The following is a 19,441-nucleotide window of genomic DNA, read 5'->3' as shown; positions in this document are numbered from 1 at the left end:
CCCCCTCCCACATTCTTCAGGGCTTTTCCAGCAAAGGGCTTACGACTGAGCGCGAGCCTGGTTACGCAGGGCTTTTACCTGGTCGTGGTTGCGCTGTACACCGTGGTACTGACGCTCAACCAAGTCACGAATGCCCACCAGGTTGTGCTTGTTGATCTTCTCGATCGCTTCCTTGTAAGCCTTCAGTGCGTGGTCTTCACCGCGCTCGGCTTCGTTCAATACGGCCTCTTCGTCCTTTCCAGTAACCATCGACTTCACGTCGACCCAGCCACGGTGCAGCGCGCCGGCCATGCTGCCGGAATCTTCAGGATCGCCACCCAAGGCACGCACAGCAGTTTTCAGTTCAGCGGCGGCTGTCGCGCAATCAGCGGAGCGCTTGGCAAACAGGGCCTTGAGTTCTGGATGCTTGATATCTTCAGCGCATTCCTTGAAACCCTTTTGGCCGTCGATGCTGGTCTCGATCAGGTCGTTCAGTACGGAGATCGATTCTTTGTTGATATCAGTCATTTTTCAATTCCTTATACGGGTTAGAAGGTTGTATGGGTTATTGCAGCGCCCGTGCCAGGTTTTCATAAACAATTTTTATCTTTACTTTCAATAAGTTACGAATTATTGAACCATCTGTATGGCGGTTATTTGCATGATCTGTCATTTGGCCTTCATGCAGAATGCCTGTATTTTCGAAAGCCTGGCCTCAACCCTACGACGCTCATGAATCCCGAAAAACTCGAACTGCTGATCACCCGCCAAATGCCCTTCGGCAAATACAAAGGCCGGATCATTGCCGACCTGCCTGGGCCCTACCTGAATTGGTTCGCCCGTGAAGGTTTCCCCCACGGGGAACTGGGCGGCTTGCTGGCCTTGATGCAGGAAATCGACCACAACGGCCTGTCCGAATTGCTTGAACCGCTGCGCGCCAAACACGGTAAACCTGCCCCCCGTCACTAAAGAGATCGCCATGCCAAGGAATGCTGATAACGAACCACACTGGCACGCCATCGCTCAGCGCTATGAGTGCGAGCCCGGCCCGATCAACCTGGAAAACGGCTACTTCGGGCGCATGAGCCGGGCGGTGCAGGCCCAGTACCTTGAGCACATCAGCTTTATCAACCGCAGCAACGCGGTGCATGTGCGCCAGCGCTTTGAGCAAGGTGAAAACAACGAGATACGCCGCCAGTTGGCCAGGTTGATTGATGTCGACCCCGAATCGGTCGCTTTCACCCGTAACGCTACCGAAGCCTTGCAGTCGCTGATCCGCAACTACAACCGCCTGCAACCGGGCGACCAGGTGCTGATCAGCGACCTGGAGTACGACACGGTCAAAGGCGCCATGCGCTGGCTGGCAGCGACTCGCGGCGTGGAAGTGATAGAGGTGGCCCACACCCACCCGGCCAGTTTCGACAACCTGGTGCAGACTTATCACGATGCGTTTGTGCAGTACCCGCGTCTGAAATTAATGGCCTTGACCCATGTGACCCACCGTACGGGCCTGGTCATGCCGGTTGCAGCCATTGCCAAGGCCGCGCGCGAACGCGCAATCGACGTGATCCTCGACGGCGCCCACGCCCTGGGCCAGATCGAATTCAACTTGGCCGAACTGGGCATTCAGTTCGCAGGCTTCAACCTGCACAAGTGGATCGGCGCGCCGCTGACCCTGGGCTTTTTGTACATCGCACCGGAGCGCCTGGCCGATATCGACCCGGATATGGGCGAGTTTCACTACCCAGCCACCGATGTGCGAGCGCGTACGTCCTACAGCACGCCGAACTTTCCGGCGCTGATGACCTTGCCCCTGGTGTTTGAAGAGCATCGACAATTGGGTGGCGCTGCGGCCAAGGGCGCACGCGTCAATTACCTGCGCAACCTGTGGGTGAACCAGGTGCGGCCGTTGGTGGGGATTGAAGTGCTGACTTCGGATGACCCGCGACTGTATTGCGGGATCACAGCCTTCAAGTTCATCGGGCGTGATCAGCAGGCGATGGTGGACAGGTTGCTCAAGGAGCACGATCTGTTCGCCACCACGCGCACGGGGGCCGCGTTTGGCACCTGTATCCGGGTGACGCCAGGGCTGGTGACGTCGGCGGCGGACATCAACGCGCTAGTCCACGCAATTACCGAACTAAACACCGTTTAAAACTGTAGGAGCGAGCTTGCTCGCGAAAAACGCACAGGCACCGCGTTTATTCAGAAAGCACGCGTTATCGTTGACGTTTTTCGCGAGCAAGCTCGCTCCTACAGCTAGAATTACAGGCAAAAAAAAGCGGCACACCGACCAAGTGCGCCGCAAAAATGCCGTTAAGCACAGCAACAACGATTCGATAAATCCGTTCAGTCCAGCAGCGCCAGCGCCTGGGCAGTGACTTCCTGGATACGTGCCCAGTCGCCGTTCTTGACCCACTCCGGATCAAGCATCCAGCTCCCGCCCACGCACATCACGTTTTTCAACGCCATGTAGCTCTTGATGTTGGCCGGGCCAACACCGCCAGTCGGGCAGAATTTCACTTCGCCGAACGGGCCGCCGAGAGCCTTGATGGCAGCAACGCCACCGCTGACTTCAGCCGGGAACAGCTTGAAACGGCGATAACCCAGGCCATAGCCTTCCATGATGCCGGAGGCGTTGCTGATGCCCGGCAGCAGCGGGATCGGGCTGTGCACCGAGGCTTCCAGCAAGTCACGGGTGACGCCAGGGGTGACGATAAATTGCGAGCCTGCCACTTCTGCCGCTTCGAGCATGTGACGATCGAGCACGGTACCGGCACCGGTGCACAGCTCAGGACGTTGCTCGCGCAAGACCTGAATGGCCTTGAGGCCGAACTCGGAACGCAGGGTCACTTCCAGCGCGGTCAAACCGCCGGCTGCCAGGGCGTCGGCCAACGGCAGGATGTCCTGCTCGCGGGCGATGGTGATCACCGGCAGGATCCGCGCCTTGGCGCAGAGGCTGTCGATCAAGGCAACTTTATCCGCCATGGACACGGTCGGTTGAGGGCTTTTCATAGCGGCTGATCCTTGGCTCATGGGCACCAGTAAATCTCGAGAGTAGGTTGCAAAAACGCGCGAATCGGCATGGCAGCAACATCGTCGCTGGCCAGGGCGGCGCTCAAGGTGGTCAATTTCGAACTGCCGGAAATCGACAGCACGGTGTAGTCGGCCGTGGCCAGCAACGCACGACTCATGGTCAGGCGCTGGTGCGGTACAGTGGGCGCCAGCATCGGCCAGCAACGGCGGGTACCGTCGGCCTTCAGCGCTTCACTCAGGTTGGGGCTGTTGGGGAACAGCGACGCGGTGTGACCGTCATCGCCCATGCCCAGCACCAGCACGTCAATGGCTGGCAACTCGCCCAGCAGGCGATCGGCCTGCTCGGCAGCGTCTTCAAGGTTGGCAGCGGGGCTGTACAGGCTCAAGAACTTCGCCTTGGCCGCCGGACCTTGCAGCAAGTGTTGCTTCAACAGGCCAGCATTGCTGTCGGCGTGTTCGACCGGCACCCAGCGCTCATCGGCCAGGGTGATGGTGACCTTGGACCAGTCCAGGCCCTGCTTGGCCAGGTTCTGGAAAAACGCCACGGGGCTGCGGCCACCGGACACCACCAACGTCGCCTCGCCACGAGCACTGATGGCCGAGCGCAGTTGTTCAGCCACGTCATTGGCCAGTCCATCGGCCAGCAGCGCAGGCGTACGGTACTCATGGGCAGTGACGCCCTGAGGCAGTTTCAATTCAGATATCGCCATACCACGACCTCCCATCCCGCGTGATCAGTGCAATGGAGCTCATCGGCCCCCAGGACCCCGCCGCATACGGCTTGGGCGCATCACCGGATTTTTTCCACCCGGCGATCAACTGGTCACACCACTTCCACGCGGCTTCGATTTCATCTTTGCGAACAAACAGGTTCTGATTGCCGCGCATCACTTCCAGCAACAATCGCTCGTAGGCATCGGGGATGCGTGCGCTGCGATAGGTGTCCGAAAAATTCAATTGCAGTGGCCCGCTGCGCAGTTGCATGCCTTTGTCCAGGCCCTGCTCCTTGGTCATCACACGCAAGGAAATACCTTCGTCCGGCTGCAGGCGGATGATCAGCTTGTTGCTGATCTGCAGGCGCTGCTCGGGGGCGAAGATGTAGTGGGACGGTTCCTTGAAGTGAATGACAATCTGCGACAGTTTTTGCGGCATACGCTTGCCCGTACGCAGGTAGAACGGCACGCCGGCCCAGCGCCAGTTACGGATATCGGCACGCAGGGCAACGAACGTCTCGGTGTCGCTCTGGGTGTTGGAGTTGTCTTCTTCCAGGTAACCCGGCACGGCTTTACCGGCGCTGTAGCCGGCGATGTACTGGCCACGAACTACCTGGGTGGTCAGGCCCTCGGGGCTGATCGGCGCCAGGGCCTTGAGCACCTTGACCTTCTCGTCGCGGATGCTGTCGGCAGACAGGTCGGCGGGCGGGTCCATGGCAATCAGGCAAAGCAGTTGCAACAGGTGATTCTGGATCATGTCGCGCAGTTGGCCAGCCTTGTCGAAGTAACCCCAACGGCCTTCGATGCCAACCTGCTCGGCCACGGTGATTTCCACGTGGGAGATGTAGTTCTGATTCCACTGGGTTTCGAACAGGCTGTTGGCGAAACGCAGGGCGATCAGGTTCTGCACCGTCTCTTTGCCCAGGTAGTGGTCGATGCGGTAGGTGCGGTTTTCCGGAAAGAACTGCGCCACGGCGTCGTTAACCTTGCGCGACGACTCCAGGTCCGAACCGATGGGTTTTTCCAGCACTACGCGGGTATTTTCCGCCAGGCCGACCTTGGACAGGTTTTCGCAGATCGCGCCGTACACCGCCGCCGGGGTGGCGAAGTAGGCAATCAGGCGTTGATCGCTGCCAGCTTTTTCGGCCAGGGCGACGTAGTCGTCGGCCTTCATGAAGTCGACATGCACATAAGCCAGGCGTGCGAGGAAACGCTGGGCCACGGCTTCGTCGAGTTCCTTGCCAACGTATTTACGCAATTCTTTTTCGATATGGGCCAGGTGTTGCTGCTCGGAGCCGGCTTCACGGGCCAGGGCCAGGATGCGGGTGTCGTCGTGCAGCAACCCGGCGCCATCGAGTTGATAAAGGGCAGGAAATAACTTGCGCAGCGCCAGATCACCCAAGGCGCCAAACAGGGCAAAGGTGCAGGGTTCCACGGTTATCGAAGGCATGATGTTTGTTCTTTTATCAAGTTAAGCTACAAATACCTTTTTTCAAGGCATCACTCAAGGAAAAATGTAGTAATAACCACAACATTTTCCGGAAATACGCATTGCGAGTGGTGGTGTTCAGCTACCCTCAGTAGGATAGGCCACCGCGAAAAGCCACTCATCGATTGGTTACCGCCTTTTTATTTGCATCGTCGCCCGAAGGAAAGACTGAATGGACCGCGTGCGAAATCTTCTGGAACAGATCCGGAACCGCCTCGAAGAATTGAACAAGGCCGAGCGCAAAGTCGCTGAAGTGATCCTGCTCAACCCGCAGCAGGCCACACGCTTCTCGATCGCCGCCCTCGCCCAGGCCGCATCGGTCAGTGAACCGACGGTCAACCGTTTCTGCCGTTCATTCGGTGTCAGCGGTTACCCTGAACTCAAATTGCAGTTGGCGCAAAGCCTGGCCAGTGGCGCCGCGTATGTCAGCCGCGCCGTGGAGGCCGATGATAACCCCGAGGCGTACACCCAGAAGATCTTTGGCAGCGCCATTGCCTCCCTGGACAGTGCGTGCCAGGCCCTGGACCCGGCGTTGATCAGCAAGGCCGTGGACTTGTTGATCCAGGCGCGGCAAATCCACTTCTTTGGCCTGGGCGCTTCGGCTCCCGTGGCCATGGATGCGTTGCACAAGTTCTTCCGCTTCAACCTGGCGGTGACCGCCCACGCGGACGTGCTGATGCAACGCATGATCGCCTCGGTGGCGCACACCGGTGAGTTGTTCGTGATCATTTCCTACACCGGCCGTACCCGCGAGCTGGTGGAAGTTGCGCGTATCGCTCGGGAAAACGGTGCGTCAGTGCTGGGCGTGACCGCCGAAAACTCGCCGCTGGCCAAGGCCAGTACGGTGAGCCTGAACATCCCGTTGCCGGAAGACACGGATATCTACATGCCGATGACTTCTCGGATTATCCAGTTGACGGTGCTGGATGTGCTGGCGACCGGCATGACCTTGCGTCGCGGGGTGGATTTCCAGCCGCATCTGCGCAAGATCAAAGAGAGCTTGAATGACAGCCGGTATCCGGTGGGGGATGAGTTCAACTAGCAGTAATCTTTGCCAGCAGTACCGGCGCTATCGCAGGCAAGCCAGCTCCCACAGGGGAATGCATTCCAGATGTGGGAGCTGGCTTGCCTGCGATAGCGCCATCAGCCACACCGCTAAGCGCCAGCCCGCGCCTGTAAACTCAGATGGGCCCTCTCCCCCGGCGCCAGGCTCGCCGCCGCCATCGCCGCCTCTACGCACACAAACCCCGACGCTTCGTTAAAGCTCACGCCCAACAGCGGCCGGCTCCCCGGGTGCCACACCACCGTGTCGGCGCTGTCGCCCGTGTCGATGCACAATTCACGCTGCCAGGCGTGGTCCTTGAGTTGCAGTTCGCCCTCATGCTGGAACACCCGCTGGCAACCGCCATCGACCCGCAGGTCGCCTTCCTGCTGGCAAACCTGGCGATTGAGTTGGTCGTAGCCTTGCGCCCCTTCGAGCCCAGACAGCGCTATCTCATCAACGTGACCAATACGCCAGTAAGCGTGCAATGCATGACTCAACTGGCACGGCAGCTCGTCGTGATGCTCGGTGCTCAGGCGCAGTTCCAGGGTGTCGCCCAGGTGCGCGTGCAAGTCCACCTGCCAGTCACACAGCTGCAATTGCCAGTGCAGGCGCACGCCGTTGTCATCGGTGCTGCTGTCGAGCAGCTTCCAGTCGATCAAGCGGGCCCAACCGTGGGAAGGCCAGGCATTTTCGCTGGGGTGGCGGCCATACCACGGCCAGCACACCGGTACGCCGCCCCGAATGGCGCCGACCTGCGGCCACTTGGCCGCGCACCACAGCCAGGGTTTCTGGCCGGTGGGCTGAAAATGCAACAGTTGCGCACCCTGGCGACTGAACACCGCCTGGCACAGCGGATGGTCGATCACCAACACATCGCGCATCTGAAAGCGCTCCCAGGCGAACACCGGACGCTCGCGCAGGGATTTGAAAAAGCGTTGCAGCGGTTGCTCGTGCATGTGCCCAGGTCCCGAATATCACAGTGCCACGCAAAAAAAAGCGGATAGCCATGGCTACCCGCAAATGCGCACAGAGAGAGGAGCTTATCGCAACAGCGTTAGAACGTAGACTGAATTTTCAGGCCCGCTACCAGCGCGTTGTCGACTTTATCCACGCCGCCAGGCTGGACAACGTACTGCAGGTTCGGACGCACAGTCAGCCAGTTGGTGACGTGGAAACCGTAGTTGAGCTCGACGTTGTACTCAGTCTCACGAATCGGCGTGTACAGCGGATTGTCGTAGTCGCTCACACCATTGGCGGCGTTGAGCAATTGAGAGTTCTTCTTCACGTCATCGTTGACATGCAGGCGAGCGACGCCAATGCCGACGTCATCTTTTGGACGCGCGTCGAATGGGCCTTTGTACACGAGCATCAACGACTGGTAGTTGTCGACCAGGTTGGTTTCCTTGTCATGGAAGGTCGCGTTGGCTGCAATGTTCAGGCCACGGGAAGCGTCGCCGTTATGGGTGGTGAGTTGCTGTTGCGCAACGAACCAGTAGCCTTTCTTGCTGCTGCGGGTACGGTAATCAGCGCCAGTGGTAGCGGCATCGTTGCCGTTGATGTCTTCGCGAACGTCAGAGGCATCGGCGGCACTTTTATAGAAACCCACACGGTATTCGCCCGGCAGGTTATTAACCTTCGGCGACCAGACCAATTCCACCGGGATCACGGTGCCCTTGGTACCACTGCCGCTGAGTTTGAAGCCGTTGCCGTGCTCCAGCTGCGACGGGTTCTGGTTGTAGGCACCGATTTGCGCATACAGCTCAGGCGTGATGTTGTACTTCACGCGGATAGCGGCCTGGGCGACCGGCCAGTTGTACCAGGTATTGACGTAGTTACCGACCTGGGAGCCGCAGAACGACAGGTTCTGGAAGTCGCAAGGGAAGGTGTTGAAGTCTTCGCCTTCACCGAAGTAACCCAGCTTCACGTCCAGCTTGTTGTCGAACATCTGGTGCTGAATCCAGAACTGGGTCAGACGCACCATGTGGCCACGGCCATACACTTCTTGCGAGGAACTCAAGGTGCCGGCACGCGGGTCGCCAATGCGGTCATTGGAGATGTTCTGGCCATTACGGTTGGTCAACTGGATCTTGGCCTGGGTGTTATCCCAGCCCCACAGTTTTTGCAGGTCCAGCGCCACGCCCAGACCGAACTGGTCGGAGTAACGACCGGTCTTGTCGTCGTTGTAGCCGCCGTGGGCGTTGTAGCCCATCTCGCCCACGTAGTCGGCCTTGATGTCGATACCTTGCTCGATCAGCTTGGTACGCTCGCCGCCCCAATCGCCGGTCATCCACTTGGAATCGGCGCTGAATGCATCGGCCGCCATCGCATTGGCGGACAATACAAGGGCTGCTGCCGCTGACAGTTGGCAGATCAGCCGGGTGTTGTTGTGTTGCTTTTTCATCCCTACATCCTCGTCTTTATTGTTATTAAACTGTTTTTATCTAACGCGGGTTACATTTTTTAACGAAAACAACCAGTTATCTTGCTTAGCGGCCCTTGAACTGGGTCACGTTATCGGCATGCCCCTGTGCCGGCAACGAAGCAGCAGTCCCCAATCGCTCACCGGTCTTGGCGTCAAACAGCAACACCTTGGCCGGGTCGAATTGCAGTGTCAGCGTCTCGCCCACCTGCGGCGCGACGTCCGGCGCCAGGCGGCAGCAGACCTTGGTGTCGTTGAGCTGCACAAACACCAGGGTGTCCGGGCCCGTCGGCTCGGTCACCTGTACTTCGGCGCGAATGCTCGACGAGCCATTGCCCTCGCCTGCCGCCAGCACGATCTGCTCAGGCCGCAGGCCCAGGATCACATCGCGATCTTCAAGCCCGGCGTCATTCATGCCCAGCGGCAACTCGCAACGGGCCTGGCCGCTGTCGAGCAGCGCGACCAGACCACCGTTCTGGCGTTTTAGACGCATGGGAACGAAGTTCATCGGTGGTGAACCGATAAAGCTTGCCACAAACAGGTTGGCAGGGTCGTTGTAAATTTCTTTCGGCGTGCCGAATTGCTGGATGATGCCGTCCTTCATCACCGCCACTTTGTCGCCCAGGGTCATCGCTTCGATCTGGTCGTGGGTCACGTAGACGGTGGTGGTTTTCAGGCGCTGGTGCATCAGCTTCATTTCGGTGCGCATCTCGACGCGCAACTTGGCGTCGAGGTTGGACAGCGGTTCGTCGAACAGGTAGATCTTAGGCCGGCGCGCCAGGGCACGGCCCATGGCCACGCGCTGTTGCTGGCCACCCGACAACTGGCCCGGCTTGCGGTTGAGCAGGTGTTCGATCTGCAGCAGCTTGGCTACGCGCGCCACTTCGGCGTCGATGTCGGCTTGCGGCATCTTGCGAATCTTGAGGCCGAACTCGATGTTCTCGCGCACGCTCATGGTCGGGTACAGCGCGTAGGACTGGAACACCATGGCGATGTCACGGTCCTTGGGGCTCATGCCGCTCACGTCTTGATCACCGATCATGATCGCGCCGCCGGTGATGGTCTCAAGGCCGGCGATGCAGTTCATCAGCGTGGATTTACCACAGCCCGACGGGCCGACCAGGATGAGGAACTCGCCTTCCTTGATCGACAGCTCGATGTTCTTCAAGGTGTCGGGCAGGCCGGCGCCATAGGTCTTGTTTACATTGCGAAGTTCAAGCGTAGCCATGATTACCCCTTGACCGCGCCGGCCGTGAGGCCGCGCACGAAATACTTGCCTGCGATCACATAGACCAGCAGGGTCGGCAGCCCGGCGATCATCGCCGCCGCCATATCCACGTTATATTCCTTGGCCCCGGTACTGGTGTTGACCAGGTTGTTCAGCGCCACCGTGATGGGCTGGGAGTCGCCGCTGGAGAACACCACACCGAACAGGAAGTCGTTCCAGATCTGGGTGAACTGCCAGATCAGGCAGACCATGATGATCGGCGTCGACATCGGCAGGATGATCCGGCGGAAGATGGTGAAGAAACCCGCTCCGTCCAGGCGTGCCGCCTTGATCAGCGCATCCGGGATGCTCACGTAGTAGTTACGGAAGAACAGCGTGGTGAACGCCAGGCCGTAGACCACGTGGATAAATACCAGGCCGGTGGTGGTGCTGGCCAAGCCCATCTTGCCGAGGGTGAACGACGCGGGCAGCAGCACAGTCTGGAACGGCAGGAAGCAGCCGAACAGCAACAGGCCGAAGAACAGCTGCGAACCGCGGAAGCGCCAGAACGACAGCACGTAGCCATTCAAGGCGCCAATGGCGGTAGAGATCAGCACAGCAGGAACAGTGATCTTGATCGAGTTCCAGAAGTAGCCATCCACGGTGGCCCAGGCCTTGACCCAGCCGATGCCGCTGACCACGGTGGGCCAGCTCAGCAGGTTACCGGTGCTGATGTCTTCCGGGGTTTTGAAGCTGGTGAGCAGCATCACCACCAGCGGCACCAGGTACAGCAGCACCGCCAGGATCAGCACCGCGTAGATCGCGATGCGACTCAGGCTGATGGCAGGTTTGGCGACGAGACTAGTCATTACGTTTGGTCCTCAGCTCGGAATACAGGTACGGCACGATGATCGCGAGGATCGCACCGAGCATCAGGATTGCACTGGCCGAGCCCATGCCCATCTGGCCGCGACTGAAGGTGAACGAGTACATGAACATCGCTGGCAGGTCGGACGAGTAGCCCGGGCCGCCTGCGGTCATCGCCGCCACCAGGTCGAAACTCTTGATCGCAATGTGCGCCAGGATCATCACCGCACTGAAGAACACCGGACGCAGGCTGGGCAGCACCACGCTCCAGTAAATGCGCGGCAGGCTCGCACCGTCGATCTGGGCGGCGCGGATGATCGACTGATCAACCCCACGCAGGCCGGCCAGGAACATCGCCATGATAAAGCCGGAGGCTTGCCACACAGCGGCGATCACCAGGCAGTAGACCACGCGGTCGGGGTCGATCAGCCAGTCGAGACGGAAGCCTTCCCAGCCCCAGTCCCGCAGGAGTTTGTCCAGGCCCATGCCCGGGTTGAGCAGCCATTTCCAGGCGGTACCGGTCACGATCATGGAGAGCGCCATCGGGTACAGGTAAATGGTGCGGATAAAGCCTTCGCGGCGGATTTTCTGGTCGAGGAAAATCGCCAGCAGCACACCGATCACCAGGGTGATGCCGATGAACATGCCGCCGAACACGGCCAGGTTCTTGCTCGCCACCCACCAGCGGTCGTTATCGAACAGCCGCTGATACTGCGCCAGGCCCGCCCATTTGTAGCTGGGCAGGAACGTCGAGGTGGTGAACGACAGCACGAACGTCCACAGAATGTAGCCATAAAAGCCCACCAGCACGATGAACATGCTCGGCGCCAGCACCAGTTTAGGGAGCCAGCGCTGCAGCACATCGAATGGCGAGGCCTTGCTGAACACAGCAACAGAACTCATGGGAAAATCCAGTACAGGGAAAAAGGACTACAAGGTGAACCGTCTGGTACGCGGTTCGTGTGGGAGCGGGCTTGCTCGCGAAAGCGGCAGGTCAGTCACCAAACATGCTGTCTGATACACCGCTTTCGCGAGCAAGCCCGCTCCCACACAAGCCCGCTCCACAACTGTTACTTGGCCGACTTGATCGCAGCACCCAGCTTCTTGGCAGTATCGGCCGGGTCGGCTTTCGGGTCGTTGATGTAGTTGGTCACGACGTCAAAGAACGCACCCTGTACCGCCAGGGTCGTGGCCATGTTGTGGGCCATGCTTGGCTGCAGGCCGCCAGTCTTGGCGTCGGTCAGGAAGTCCTTGGCGGCGGTCTGGGCGCAGGAATCAAAGCCGTAGGATTCCATCTTGGTCAGCATGTCGTTACGCACAGGGATCGAGCCCTTGTTGATGCTGAACACCTTCTGGAAGTTTTCACCCAGCACAACTTTGGCGATGTCCTGCTGGCCCGCGGCAGTGCCTTTGTCTTTCTGCTTGAACACCGCCAGGGAGTCGATGTTGTAGGTGAAGGCTTTGTCGGTGCCCGGGAACGCTACGCACTCATAATCCTTGCCGGCGACTTTCTTGGCCGCAGTCCATTCGGACTTGGCCCAGTCACCCATGATCTGCATGCCGGCCTTGCCGTTGATGACCTTGCCAGCTTCCAGGTTCCAGTCCTGGCCCTTGCCGTCGACGTCCATGTAGGTCGCGACTTTCTTCAGCTCGGTGAGGGCCTTGACCATTTCCGGGCCGGTCAGGGCGCCGTTATCCAGGTCGACCAGGGCTTTCTTGTAGCCATCGGCACCCATCACCGAGAGCACCACCGCTTCGAACACGGTGCTGTCCTGCCAAGGCTGGCCGCCGTGGGCGAGCGCAATGAAGCCTGCAGCCTTGAGCTTGTCGCCCGCTGCGTAGAATTCTTCGAGGGTAGTTGGGTTCTTGGTGATGCCGGCTTTCTTGAAGACTTCCGGGTTGATCCACAGCCAGTTCACGCGGTGGATATTCACCGGCACGGCCACGTAGTCACCGTCGTATTTCACGGTGTCGGAGACTTTCTTGTCGAGCAGCGAATCCCATTTTTCTTCTTTGGCGACGTCTTTGAGCACGTCGGTGTCGAGCAGGCCAGTAGACGCCCATTCCTGGATGTCGGGGCCTTTGATCTGGGCAACGCCTGGCGGGTTGCCAGCGACCGCGCGGCTTTTCAGCACGGTCATGGCGGTGGCGCCACCGCCGCCGGCTACGGCACCGTCTTTCCAGGTGAAGCCGTCTTTCTCAACTTGGGCCTTCAGGACATCCACAGCCGCTTTTTCACCGCCGGAGGTCCACCAATGCACCACTTCCACCGTACCTTTGGAGTCGGCGGCAAATGCACTGAGGGGGAACAACGAGGCAATGGAAATAGCGACGGCGAGGCGATTAATCGCGTTCATCTGAGTACCTTTTCTTGTTGTTATGCATGCAAGTCTAGAGCTTGCGCTGCACGGAGTTTAAACATGGATTTTCAGGGCGCAGGTAACAAAGGGACGCACAAATGTCACCATCTGGTGACATAGCATCCACTGCCCAATGCGCTGGCCAGGCTGGGCGCCAAGGGCAGTGCAGGCAGCACGACCGCTTGCCAGGCATGGTACAGGTCAGGTTTACCGCCCCAGATTTTACTGCTGGGTTGGTTGTGCGGGCTGAGTTCGTGGTGCCAACTGCCCTGGAGCCGGTCGATGAAGTGGGTTTCGCAAAATTCCCAGAAGCGTCGGTACCAGGTTTCGTAATGCAGCTCACCGGTACGTTTGAGCAGCGCCTGAGCAGCGGCGCTGGCTTCGGCGTGGGTCCAGTGCAGGCGCTCGCGTACCACCGGGCGCTGGTTCCAATCCAGAGTGTAGACAAGGCCCGGCGCACCATCCACCGCCCAGGCGTACTCGCAGGCACTGGCGAACAGGCCTTTGGCGTCGCTCACCAGCCAGTCGGGCGTGGCCAGCTTGGCCTTAAGGCGCGCAGCTTCCAGGTGCAGCAGCAACCGCGCCCATTCGAAACCATGGCCGGGGGTGATGCCATAAGGACGAAAGCCATCGGCAGGGTTGTCTTCGTTGTAACCGAGCAAAGGTTTCCACTGCGCGTCGAAATGTTCGATCACCATGAACTGGTTGCCGACGGCGTGGGTGTGGATGACCCGTTCGACGATGCGCAGCGCGCGGTCCAGCCAGCGCGTATCACCACTGACATCGGCCAGCGCCAGGAAAGCTTCGGTGGCGTGCATGTTGCTGTTGGCACCACGATAGGCTTCGACGCCGCTCCAGTCCCGGGAAAAGGATTCGAGCATGACGCCCTCCTCTTCGCTCCAGAAGAACTGGTCGATAATATGGACGGCGTCGTTCATTAATGTGTGCGCACCCGGCGCGCCGGCCACCACGGCAGAGCTGGCGGCGAGGGCCACGAAGGCGTGCAGGTAGGCGGCCTTGCCGGTGTTGCCGTCAGCCGCGTGGGGCGCGGCGAACCAGCCACCGTGTTCACTGTCACGCAGCGGGCCGCTGAGCGCTGCCACACCGTGCGCCACCAGCTCGGCATAACCCGGCAACCCCATGGCATGGGCCATGGCAAAGCTGTGGGTCATGCGCGCGGTGTTCATGGTTTCGGCGCGGGCATTGGCCGGCAACTGGCCCTTATCGTCAAGGTTGCCGAAACCGTCCGGCAGGCGCGAGGCCTTGGCGAACGCCAGCAGACGCTGGCCTTCCGCGGCGAGCCAAGCGTGATGGGCAGGTGCATTCAGCCAACTGCTGGCAGGCAGTGGATGGGTGGTCATGGGTGGCCCTTATTGTTTTTTTGGGATGACCGGAGTCTAAACAAGGGCGCGGCAGGGGCAAGTAACGAAGGGGAAAAGAAATGTCACCGAGCGGTGACAATCCATGTAGGAGCGAGCTTGCTCGCGAAAAACTCACAGGCGCCGCGTTCATTCAGCAAGTACCCGTTATCGTTAACGTTTTTCGCGAGCAAGCTCGCTCCTACAGAGGGCGATTTGCGTTCATTGGCCCAGTGGCGTGGCCGCAGCAGGCGCATTGAGACGCTGATTCAAGTTCTGCACCTGGCTCTGCAAGGTGGTGATATTGCGCGTGGTCTGGATGCGGAACACGTCGAATTCCTTGTTGGTCGGCGCGTCGATATTGGCCGGCTGGTTTTCCTGGGCGCTCTTGAGCACCAGCACGTCCTGCTCGAGGCGGGCGATGGCCGCACTTGGGTTGCCTTGTTTCTTCAAGGCCGCCACATCGGTGGCCAGGCCCTTGCTCTCGGCCTGTGCTGCCGTGAGGCTGGCGACCGCGTCAGTGAGGGCCTGCACCTGGCCTTGCAGCTTGGTATTGGCCGCTGTCAGCTCGGTGTTGCTGGCACTCATCTGGGCCAGGCGGCTGTCCAACTCGGTGGCTTGACCCGCTACGCCCAACTGTTGCTTGCCCTGCTCCTGCAACTGGGCTTCCAGCTGCTTGATCTGCAGCTTCAAGGCTTCGCTGCCGTTGTTTACATTCGCTTCGCTGGCCACGACCTTCCCGGAAATCGCCTGCAGGCGCCCCGCCGCTTCCTCGCTGATGCGGGCAAAGCTTTCCTGGGTGGCGACCAACTGCTGGCCCATCAGGGAGATCTGCTGGAAGCTCCACCAAGCCAGGCCCGCGAAGGCGATCAACAGCGCGCCGACCAGTGCCCACAACGGGCCGGTGCTGGCGCTCTTGACCTTGACCACGGGCGTCGTTCGCGAACGCACCGACGTCGCGGGGGTCGGCACGAAATCATCGTCATCCCCAAGGTCGGCCCGCAGGCTGGGAACGTTGTCGAAGTCGTCTTTAGCATCGTTACGCATGAATCTACCCTGAATCAATGAGATGGCTGGCTGTAAAGCCGAGCGGCAGGAGTATAAACCGCACTCCCGGCGCATGGATCGACTCGGAACCTGGAATTGGGTTCCCGAAGTGTTGCAGCTTATGAGGTTATTGGCGGCCCGGGTCCTGGGCTTTCCACCAACTGCAGAACTCGTCGAGCGCGGCCCACAGGCTGACCTTGGGCTCGTAGTCGAGATAATGCCTGGCGCGACTGATGTCGAGGGTGAAGTTTTTGTTCATCACTTGCATGCCCAGACGCGATAACGCCGGTTCCGGCCGCCCCGGCCACATCGCGCAGAATGCCTCGTTCAACGCCGCCACGCTGTAGGACAAACCGTAGGACCGATAACGCGTCACTTGAGGCAGCTCCATTTGCCGCATCACGTAATTCACCACATCCCAGATCGGCACCGGTGCGCCGTTGCTGATGTTGTAGGCTTTGCCCAACGCCGAGCCGGTGGCGAGCAAGCTGCTGAGCAGCGCCTCGTTGAGGTTGTGCACGCTGGTGAAGTCAACTTTGTTCAAGCCGTCACCGACGATCGCCAGGCGGTTCTTGCGCTGCATTTTCAGCAGGCGTGGGAAGATGCTCATATCGCCGGCCCCGGTGACAAAGCGCGGGCGCAGGGCTATCACTTGCAGGCCGAACTCCTGGGCGCCGAACACCTTCTGCTCGGCCAGGTACTTGGTGGCGGCATAGGGATGTTTGAAACGCTTGGGCACTTGCTCTTCGGTGAGACCAAGGTGATCGCGACCGTCAAAGTAGATCGACGGCGACGACAGGTGCACCAGGCGCCCGACGCGCTGTTTCAGGCAGGCTTCGACGACGTTTTCGGTGACCAGCACGTTGTTCTGGTGGAAGTCCTGGTACTTGCCCCACAGCCCGACGGCGCCGGCACAATGCACCACGGCTTCGACATCGCGGCACAGGTCGCGTACCAGATCGGCATCATTCAAATCACCCTGGACAAACTCGGCACCGCGCCGCACCAGGTGTTCCACACCCTCGGCGCGCCGCCCGTTGACCCGCACGTCCAGGCCTTGTTCAAGGGCGAAGCGCGCAAAGCGCCCGCCAATGAAGCCGCTTGCGCCGGTGACCAGAATTTTCATGTTGTACTCCGTGTTCTTTCGTTTTTCATCGCTGTTGCCTTGACGCCCGCCATCACTCCAACGGCACCAACCAATGGCCACACACATCGGCCAGATGGTCGGTCAACAAGCCCAACAGTTGCCCGCCGCTGCGCCAATGATGCCAGTACAGCGGCACGTCGATGGGCTTATCTGGCAATAACTCGACCAATACGCCGGTTTCCAACTGGTCGCGCACCTGCAATTCAGGCACCAGGCCCCACCCCAGGCCGGCTTCCGTCAGGCGGATAAAACCTTCGGACGACGGGCATAGATGGTGTTCGAAACCACCGTCCACTCCCAGGGACGCCAGGTAGCGGTGCTGCAGGAAATCGTCCGGGCCGAACACCAACGCAGGCGTGCGCGCCAACTGGTCGGCCCGCACCCCTCCAGGAAAATGCCGCGCCAGGAAGGCCGGGCTGGCCAGCGCCCGATAACGCATGGCACCCAGCAACAGGCTGCGAGCGCCAGCCACGGGCCGTTCGCTGGCGCAGATACAGGCCGCCACTTCCCCAGCGCGCATGCGCTTGAGGCCCACGGTCTGGTCTTCGACCACCAGGTCCAGCAACAAATGCTGTTCGGCGCAGAAGTCGCTGACCGCCTCGGCCCACCAAGTGGCGAGGCTGTCGGCATTCAGGGCAATGCGCAGGCGCTCGGGCATGCCCTCCTCGTCCAGGGCCGGCACCTGGCTTTGCAGGTCACGCTCCAGCAAACGCACCTGTTGCACATGGTTGAGCAGGCGCCGGCCGATATCGGTGGGTGTCGGCGGCGAGGCGCGCACCAACACTGGTTGGCCGACGCGCGCCTCCAATAGCTTGATACGTTGGGAGATGGCTGACTGCGACAGTCCCAACACCTGGGCACCGCGCTCGAAGCCGGCTTGTTCCACCACCGCCGCCAAGGCGGAAAGCAATTTATAGTCGAACATCAGTTTCTCTAATGAGCGATCAGCAATATTGGTTTTTCTTATACAGCCCCGACCCGCACCATAGCCAGCATCGTTTGAGCATCAACAAGGATCTCCCCTATGTGGCAAAGCTATATGAACGGTTTGCTGGTGGCCCTCGGGCTGATCATGGCAATCGGCAGCCAGAATGCATTCGTACTCGCGCAGAGCCTGCGCCGCGAACATCACTTACCCGTGGCGGCGTTGTGTGTGATCTGCGACGCATTGCTAGTGGCCGCGGGGGTATTCGGGCTAGCCACCGTGCTGGCGCAGAGCCCGATACTGCTGGCGGTGGCACGCTGGGGCGGCGCAGCGTTCTTGCTCTGGTACGGCGCATGCGCGCTGCGCAGGGCGTGCTCCAAGCAGAGCCTGGACCAAAGCGACAGCCTCAAGACGCGCTCATTGCGCGCTGTGCTGCTGAGCGCTTTGGCGGTCACCTTGCTCAACCCCCATGTCTACCTGGACACCGTCCTGCTGATCGGCTCCCTGGGCGCGCAACAAACCGAACCTGGTGCTTATGTAGCCGGAGCAGCCAGTGCCTCGTTCCTGTGGTTCGCCACCCTGGCGCTGGGCGCGGCATGGCTGGCACCCTGGCTGGCACGCCCGGCCACCTGGCGCCTGCTGGACCTGCTGGTGGCCGCGATGATGTTCTCGGTGGCCTATCAACTGATCAGCGCCTGAGCAATATTCCAAAACGCTCTGGAACCTCTATCCCACACAGTTGTTGCGTGGTTATGCCGCACCCCCGGTGCTATGATCGGACCCCTGCGCCGCAAAGAGTACAAACTCCCCGGCGCATGTTTGGCCGCCCGTGATCGGCCTTGCGCTCACCGCAACTGACCTGATTAGGAGAATCATCATGGCTTTCGAATTGCCGCCGCTGCCCTACGCACACGATGCCCTGCAGCCGCACATCTCCAAGGAAACCTTGGAATACCACCACGACAAGCACCACAACACCTATGTCGTGAACCTGAACAACCTGGTGCCTGGCACCGAGTTCGAAGGCAAGACCCTGGAAGAGATCGTCAAGTCTTCCTCGGGCGGCATCTTCAACAACGCCGCTCAGGTCTGGAACCACACTTTCTATTGGAACTGCCTGGCGCCAAACGCCGGTGGCCAACCAACCGGCGCACTGGCTGAAGCCATCAACGCTGCGTTCGGTTCGTTCGACAAGTTCAAGGAAGAGTTCACCAAGACTTCGGTCGGCACCTTCGGTTCCGGTTGGGGCTGGCTGGTGAAAAAGGCTGACGGTTCCCTGGCCCTGGCCAGCACCATCGGTGCCGGCAACCCGCTGACCAACGGCGACACCCCGCTGTTGACCTGCGACGTCTGGGAACACGCCTACTACATCGACTACCGCAACGTGCGTCCAAAGTATGTGGAAGCGTTCTGGAACCTGGTCAACTGGAAGTTCGTGGCTGAGCAGTTCGAAGGCAAGGCCTTCACTGCCTAAGCGACGCTTGCAGTAGAAAGAGCCCGGCGATTGCCGGGCTTTTTCATGGGTGCCCTGATTGCCATGCCAGAAAGTCCGGAACCCAACGGTAGTCATTCACCACACAAGCGCCAGGAGGAATAAACCTCCAGAACCAATGTGGAGAATGACAATGGATCCTATTTCAACGGCCGCGGGTGCAATGCCAATGTTATCCGGTCTTCTTGAGAAGGGAATGGACCTGGCAAAAAGCGCACTGGACTTGACGGGCAAACTCGTAGACATAGCAGGTGAACAATCAAAGGTCGGTGGGGAAGAGCAACAGCCAGAGGGCAAGGTCAATTATTGAGAGCGTCGCCAAATAGAAGGCGGGGTCTGCTCCGCCTTCTTCTCTGC

At 60.0% G+C, this 19,441-nt stretch carries 20 protein-coding genes; 6 read left to right on the top strand and 14 right to left on the bottom strand.

The window, feature by feature from the left end:
- Positions 1–39 precede the first annotated feature (39 nt).
- A complete protein-coding gene (locus tag BUE92_RS08325) occupies positions 40–507 on the bottom strand; it encodes a ferritin-like domain-containing protein (protein WP_003193748.1) in 468 nt (155 codons plus the stop codon).
- Positions 508–711: 204 nt separating this feature from the next.
- Between BUE92_RS08325 and BUE92_RS08320 the strand changes: the two genes are divergently transcribed.
- The gene (locus tag BUE92_RS08320; RefSeq protein ID WP_008056784.1) at positions 712–948 is read left to right on the top strand and encodes a DUF3820 family protein; all 237 of its coding nucleotides are present in this window, start codon (positions 712–714) and stop codon (positions 946–948) included.
- 10 nt (positions 949–958) lie between these two features.
- A complete protein-coding gene (locus BUE92_RS08315; RefSeq protein ID WP_073523021.1) occupies positions 959–2,134 on the top strand; it encodes an aminotransferase class V-fold PLP-dependent enzyme in 1,176 nt (391 codons plus the stop codon).
- A gap of 194 nt (positions 2,135–2,328) precedes the next feature.
- On the opposite strand, the gene BUE92_RS08305 is transcribed toward BUE92_RS08315, so the two are convergent.
- From BUE92_RS08305 to zwf, 3 genes are read right to left on the bottom strand one after another with little or no spacing between them, the layout of a single operon-like run.
- Entirely contained in the window at positions 2,329–2,994 is a 666-nt protein-coding gene (locus tag BUE92_RS08305; protein ID WP_073523017.1) for a bifunctional 4-hydroxy-2-oxoglutarate aldolase/2-dehydro-3-deoxy-phosphogluconate aldolase, read from the bottom strand.
- Between the two features lie 17 nt (positions 2,995–3,011).
- Complete coding sequence (gene pgl, locus BUE92_RS08300) at positions 3,012–3,725, bottom strand: 6-phosphogluconolactonase (protein WP_073523015.1); 714 nt, start codon at positions 3,723–3,725, stop codon at positions 3,012–3,014.
- Positions 3,712–5,178: a glucose-6-phosphate dehydrogenase gene (gene zwf, locus BUE92_RS08295; RefSeq protein ID WP_044267731.1), complete on the bottom strand. Its 1,467-nt coding sequence runs from the start codon at positions 5,176–5,178 to the stop codon at positions 3,712–3,714. The genes pgl and zwf overlap by 14 nt, the downstream gene beginning before the upstream one ends.
- 220 nt (positions 5,179–5,398) lie before the next feature.
- Between zwf and BUE92_RS08290 the strand changes: the two genes are divergently transcribed.
- Positions 5,399–6,259, top strand: a complete 861-nt coding sequence (locus tag BUE92_RS08290) for a MurR/RpiR family transcriptional regulator (RefSeq protein WP_169856377.1) — start codon at positions 5,399–5,401, stop codon at positions 6,257–6,259.
- A gap of 113 nt (positions 6,260–6,372) precedes the next feature.
- On the opposite strand, the gene BUE92_RS08285 is transcribed toward BUE92_RS08290, so the two are convergent.
- The 10 genes from BUE92_RS08285 to BUE92_RS08240 all read right to left on the bottom strand — a co-directional run bounded on the left by BUE92_RS08285 (position 6,373) and on the right by BUE92_RS08240 (position 17,592).
- A complete protein-coding gene (locus BUE92_RS08285) occupies positions 6,373–7,218 on the bottom strand; it encodes a D-hexose-6-phosphate mutarotase (RefSeq protein WP_073523014.1) in 846 nt (281 codons plus the stop codon).
- Between the two features lie 98 nt (positions 7,219–7,316).
- Entirely contained in the window at positions 7,317–8,663 is a 1,347-nt protein-coding gene (locus tag BUE92_RS08280) for a carbohydrate porin (protein ID WP_073523013.1), read from the bottom strand.
- Between the two features lie 85 nt (positions 8,664–8,748).
- Positions 8,749–9,909: an ABC transporter ATP-binding protein gene (locus BUE92_RS08275; RefSeq protein ID WP_073523012.1), complete on the bottom strand. Its 1,161-nt coding sequence runs from the start codon at positions 9,907–9,909 to the stop codon at positions 8,749–8,751.
- 2 nt (positions 9,910–9,911) lie between these two features.
- Positions 9,912–10,757 (bottom strand): carbohydrate ABC transporter permease, encoded by an 846-nt coding sequence (locus BUE92_RS08270; RefSeq protein ID WP_073523011.1) that lies wholly within the window; start codon positions 10,755–10,757, stop codon positions 9,912–9,914.
- Positions 10,750–11,658 carry a carbohydrate ABC transporter permease gene (locus tag BUE92_RS08265; RefSeq protein ID WP_003193765.1) on the bottom strand — a complete coding sequence of 303 codons (909 nt, stop codon included), beginning with the start codon at positions 11,656–11,658 and terminating at the stop codon, positions 10,750–10,752. Before BUE92_RS08265 ends, BUE92_RS08270 begins: the two co-directional genes overlap by 8 nt.
- Positions 11,659–11,825: 167 nt before the next feature.
- Entirely contained in the window at positions 11,826–13,112 is a 1,287-nt protein-coding gene (locus BUE92_RS08260) for an ABC transporter substrate-binding protein (RefSeq protein WP_073523010.1), read from the bottom strand.
- A 104-nt stretch (positions 13,113–13,216) separates the two neighbouring features.
- Complete coding sequence (locus tag BUE92_RS08255) at positions 13,217–14,476, bottom strand: D-mannose isomerase (protein ID WP_073523009.1); 1,260 nt, start codon at positions 14,474–14,476, stop codon at positions 13,217–13,219.
- A gap of 219 nt (positions 14,477–14,695) precedes the next feature.
- Positions 14,696–15,520 (bottom strand): ATPase, encoded by an 825-nt coding sequence (locus tag BUE92_RS08250; protein ID WP_073523007.1) that lies wholly within the window; start codon positions 15,518–15,520, stop codon positions 14,696–14,698.
- A 127-nt stretch (positions 15,521–15,647) separates the two neighbouring features.
- On the bottom strand, positions 15,648–16,646 hold the full coding sequence (locus BUE92_RS08245) for an NAD-dependent epimerase/dehydratase family protein (RefSeq protein WP_073523004.1): 999 nt from the start codon (positions 16,644–16,646) through the stop codon (positions 15,648–15,650).
- A gap of 52 nt (positions 16,647–16,698) precedes the next feature.
- On the bottom strand, positions 16,699–17,592 hold the full coding sequence (locus BUE92_RS08240; RefSeq protein ID WP_073523002.1) for a LysR family transcriptional regulator ArgP: 894 nt from the start codon (positions 17,590–17,592) through the stop codon (positions 16,699–16,701).
- A 99-nt stretch (positions 17,593–17,691) separates the two neighbouring features.
- On the opposite strand from BUE92_RS08240, the gene BUE92_RS08235 reads away from it, so the two are divergent.
- From BUE92_RS08235 to BUE92_RS28470, 3 genes are all read left to right on the top strand, one after another.
- Positions 17,692–18,291: a LysE/ArgO family amino acid transporter gene (locus tag BUE92_RS08235; protein WP_032895568.1), complete on the top strand. Its 600-nt coding sequence runs from the start codon at positions 17,692–17,694 to the stop codon at positions 18,289–18,291.
- Between the two features lie 178 nt (positions 18,292–18,469).
- Positions 18,470–19,066 (top strand): superoxide dismutase, encoded by a 597-nt coding sequence (locus BUE92_RS08230; protein WP_014719672.1) that lies wholly within the window; start codon positions 18,470–18,472, stop codon positions 19,064–19,066.
- Between the two features lie 151 nt (positions 19,067–19,217).
- Positions 19,218–19,394 carry a hypothetical protein gene (locus BUE92_RS28470; RefSeq protein ID WP_178380695.1) on the top strand — a complete coding sequence of 59 codons (177 nt, stop codon included), beginning with the start codon at positions 19,218–19,220 and terminating at the stop codon, positions 19,392–19,394.
- Positions 19,395–19,441: the final 47 nt, after the last annotated feature.

The organism is Pseudomonas fluorescens, assembly GCF_001902145.1.
GTDB lineage: Bacteria > Pseudomonadota > Gammaproteobacteria > Pseudomonadales > Pseudomonadaceae > Aquipseudomonas > Aquipseudomonas fluorescens_BV.
Note: the sequence above shows the minus strand (reverse complement) of the source record. Positions and strands in the feature narration are given on the sequence as shown.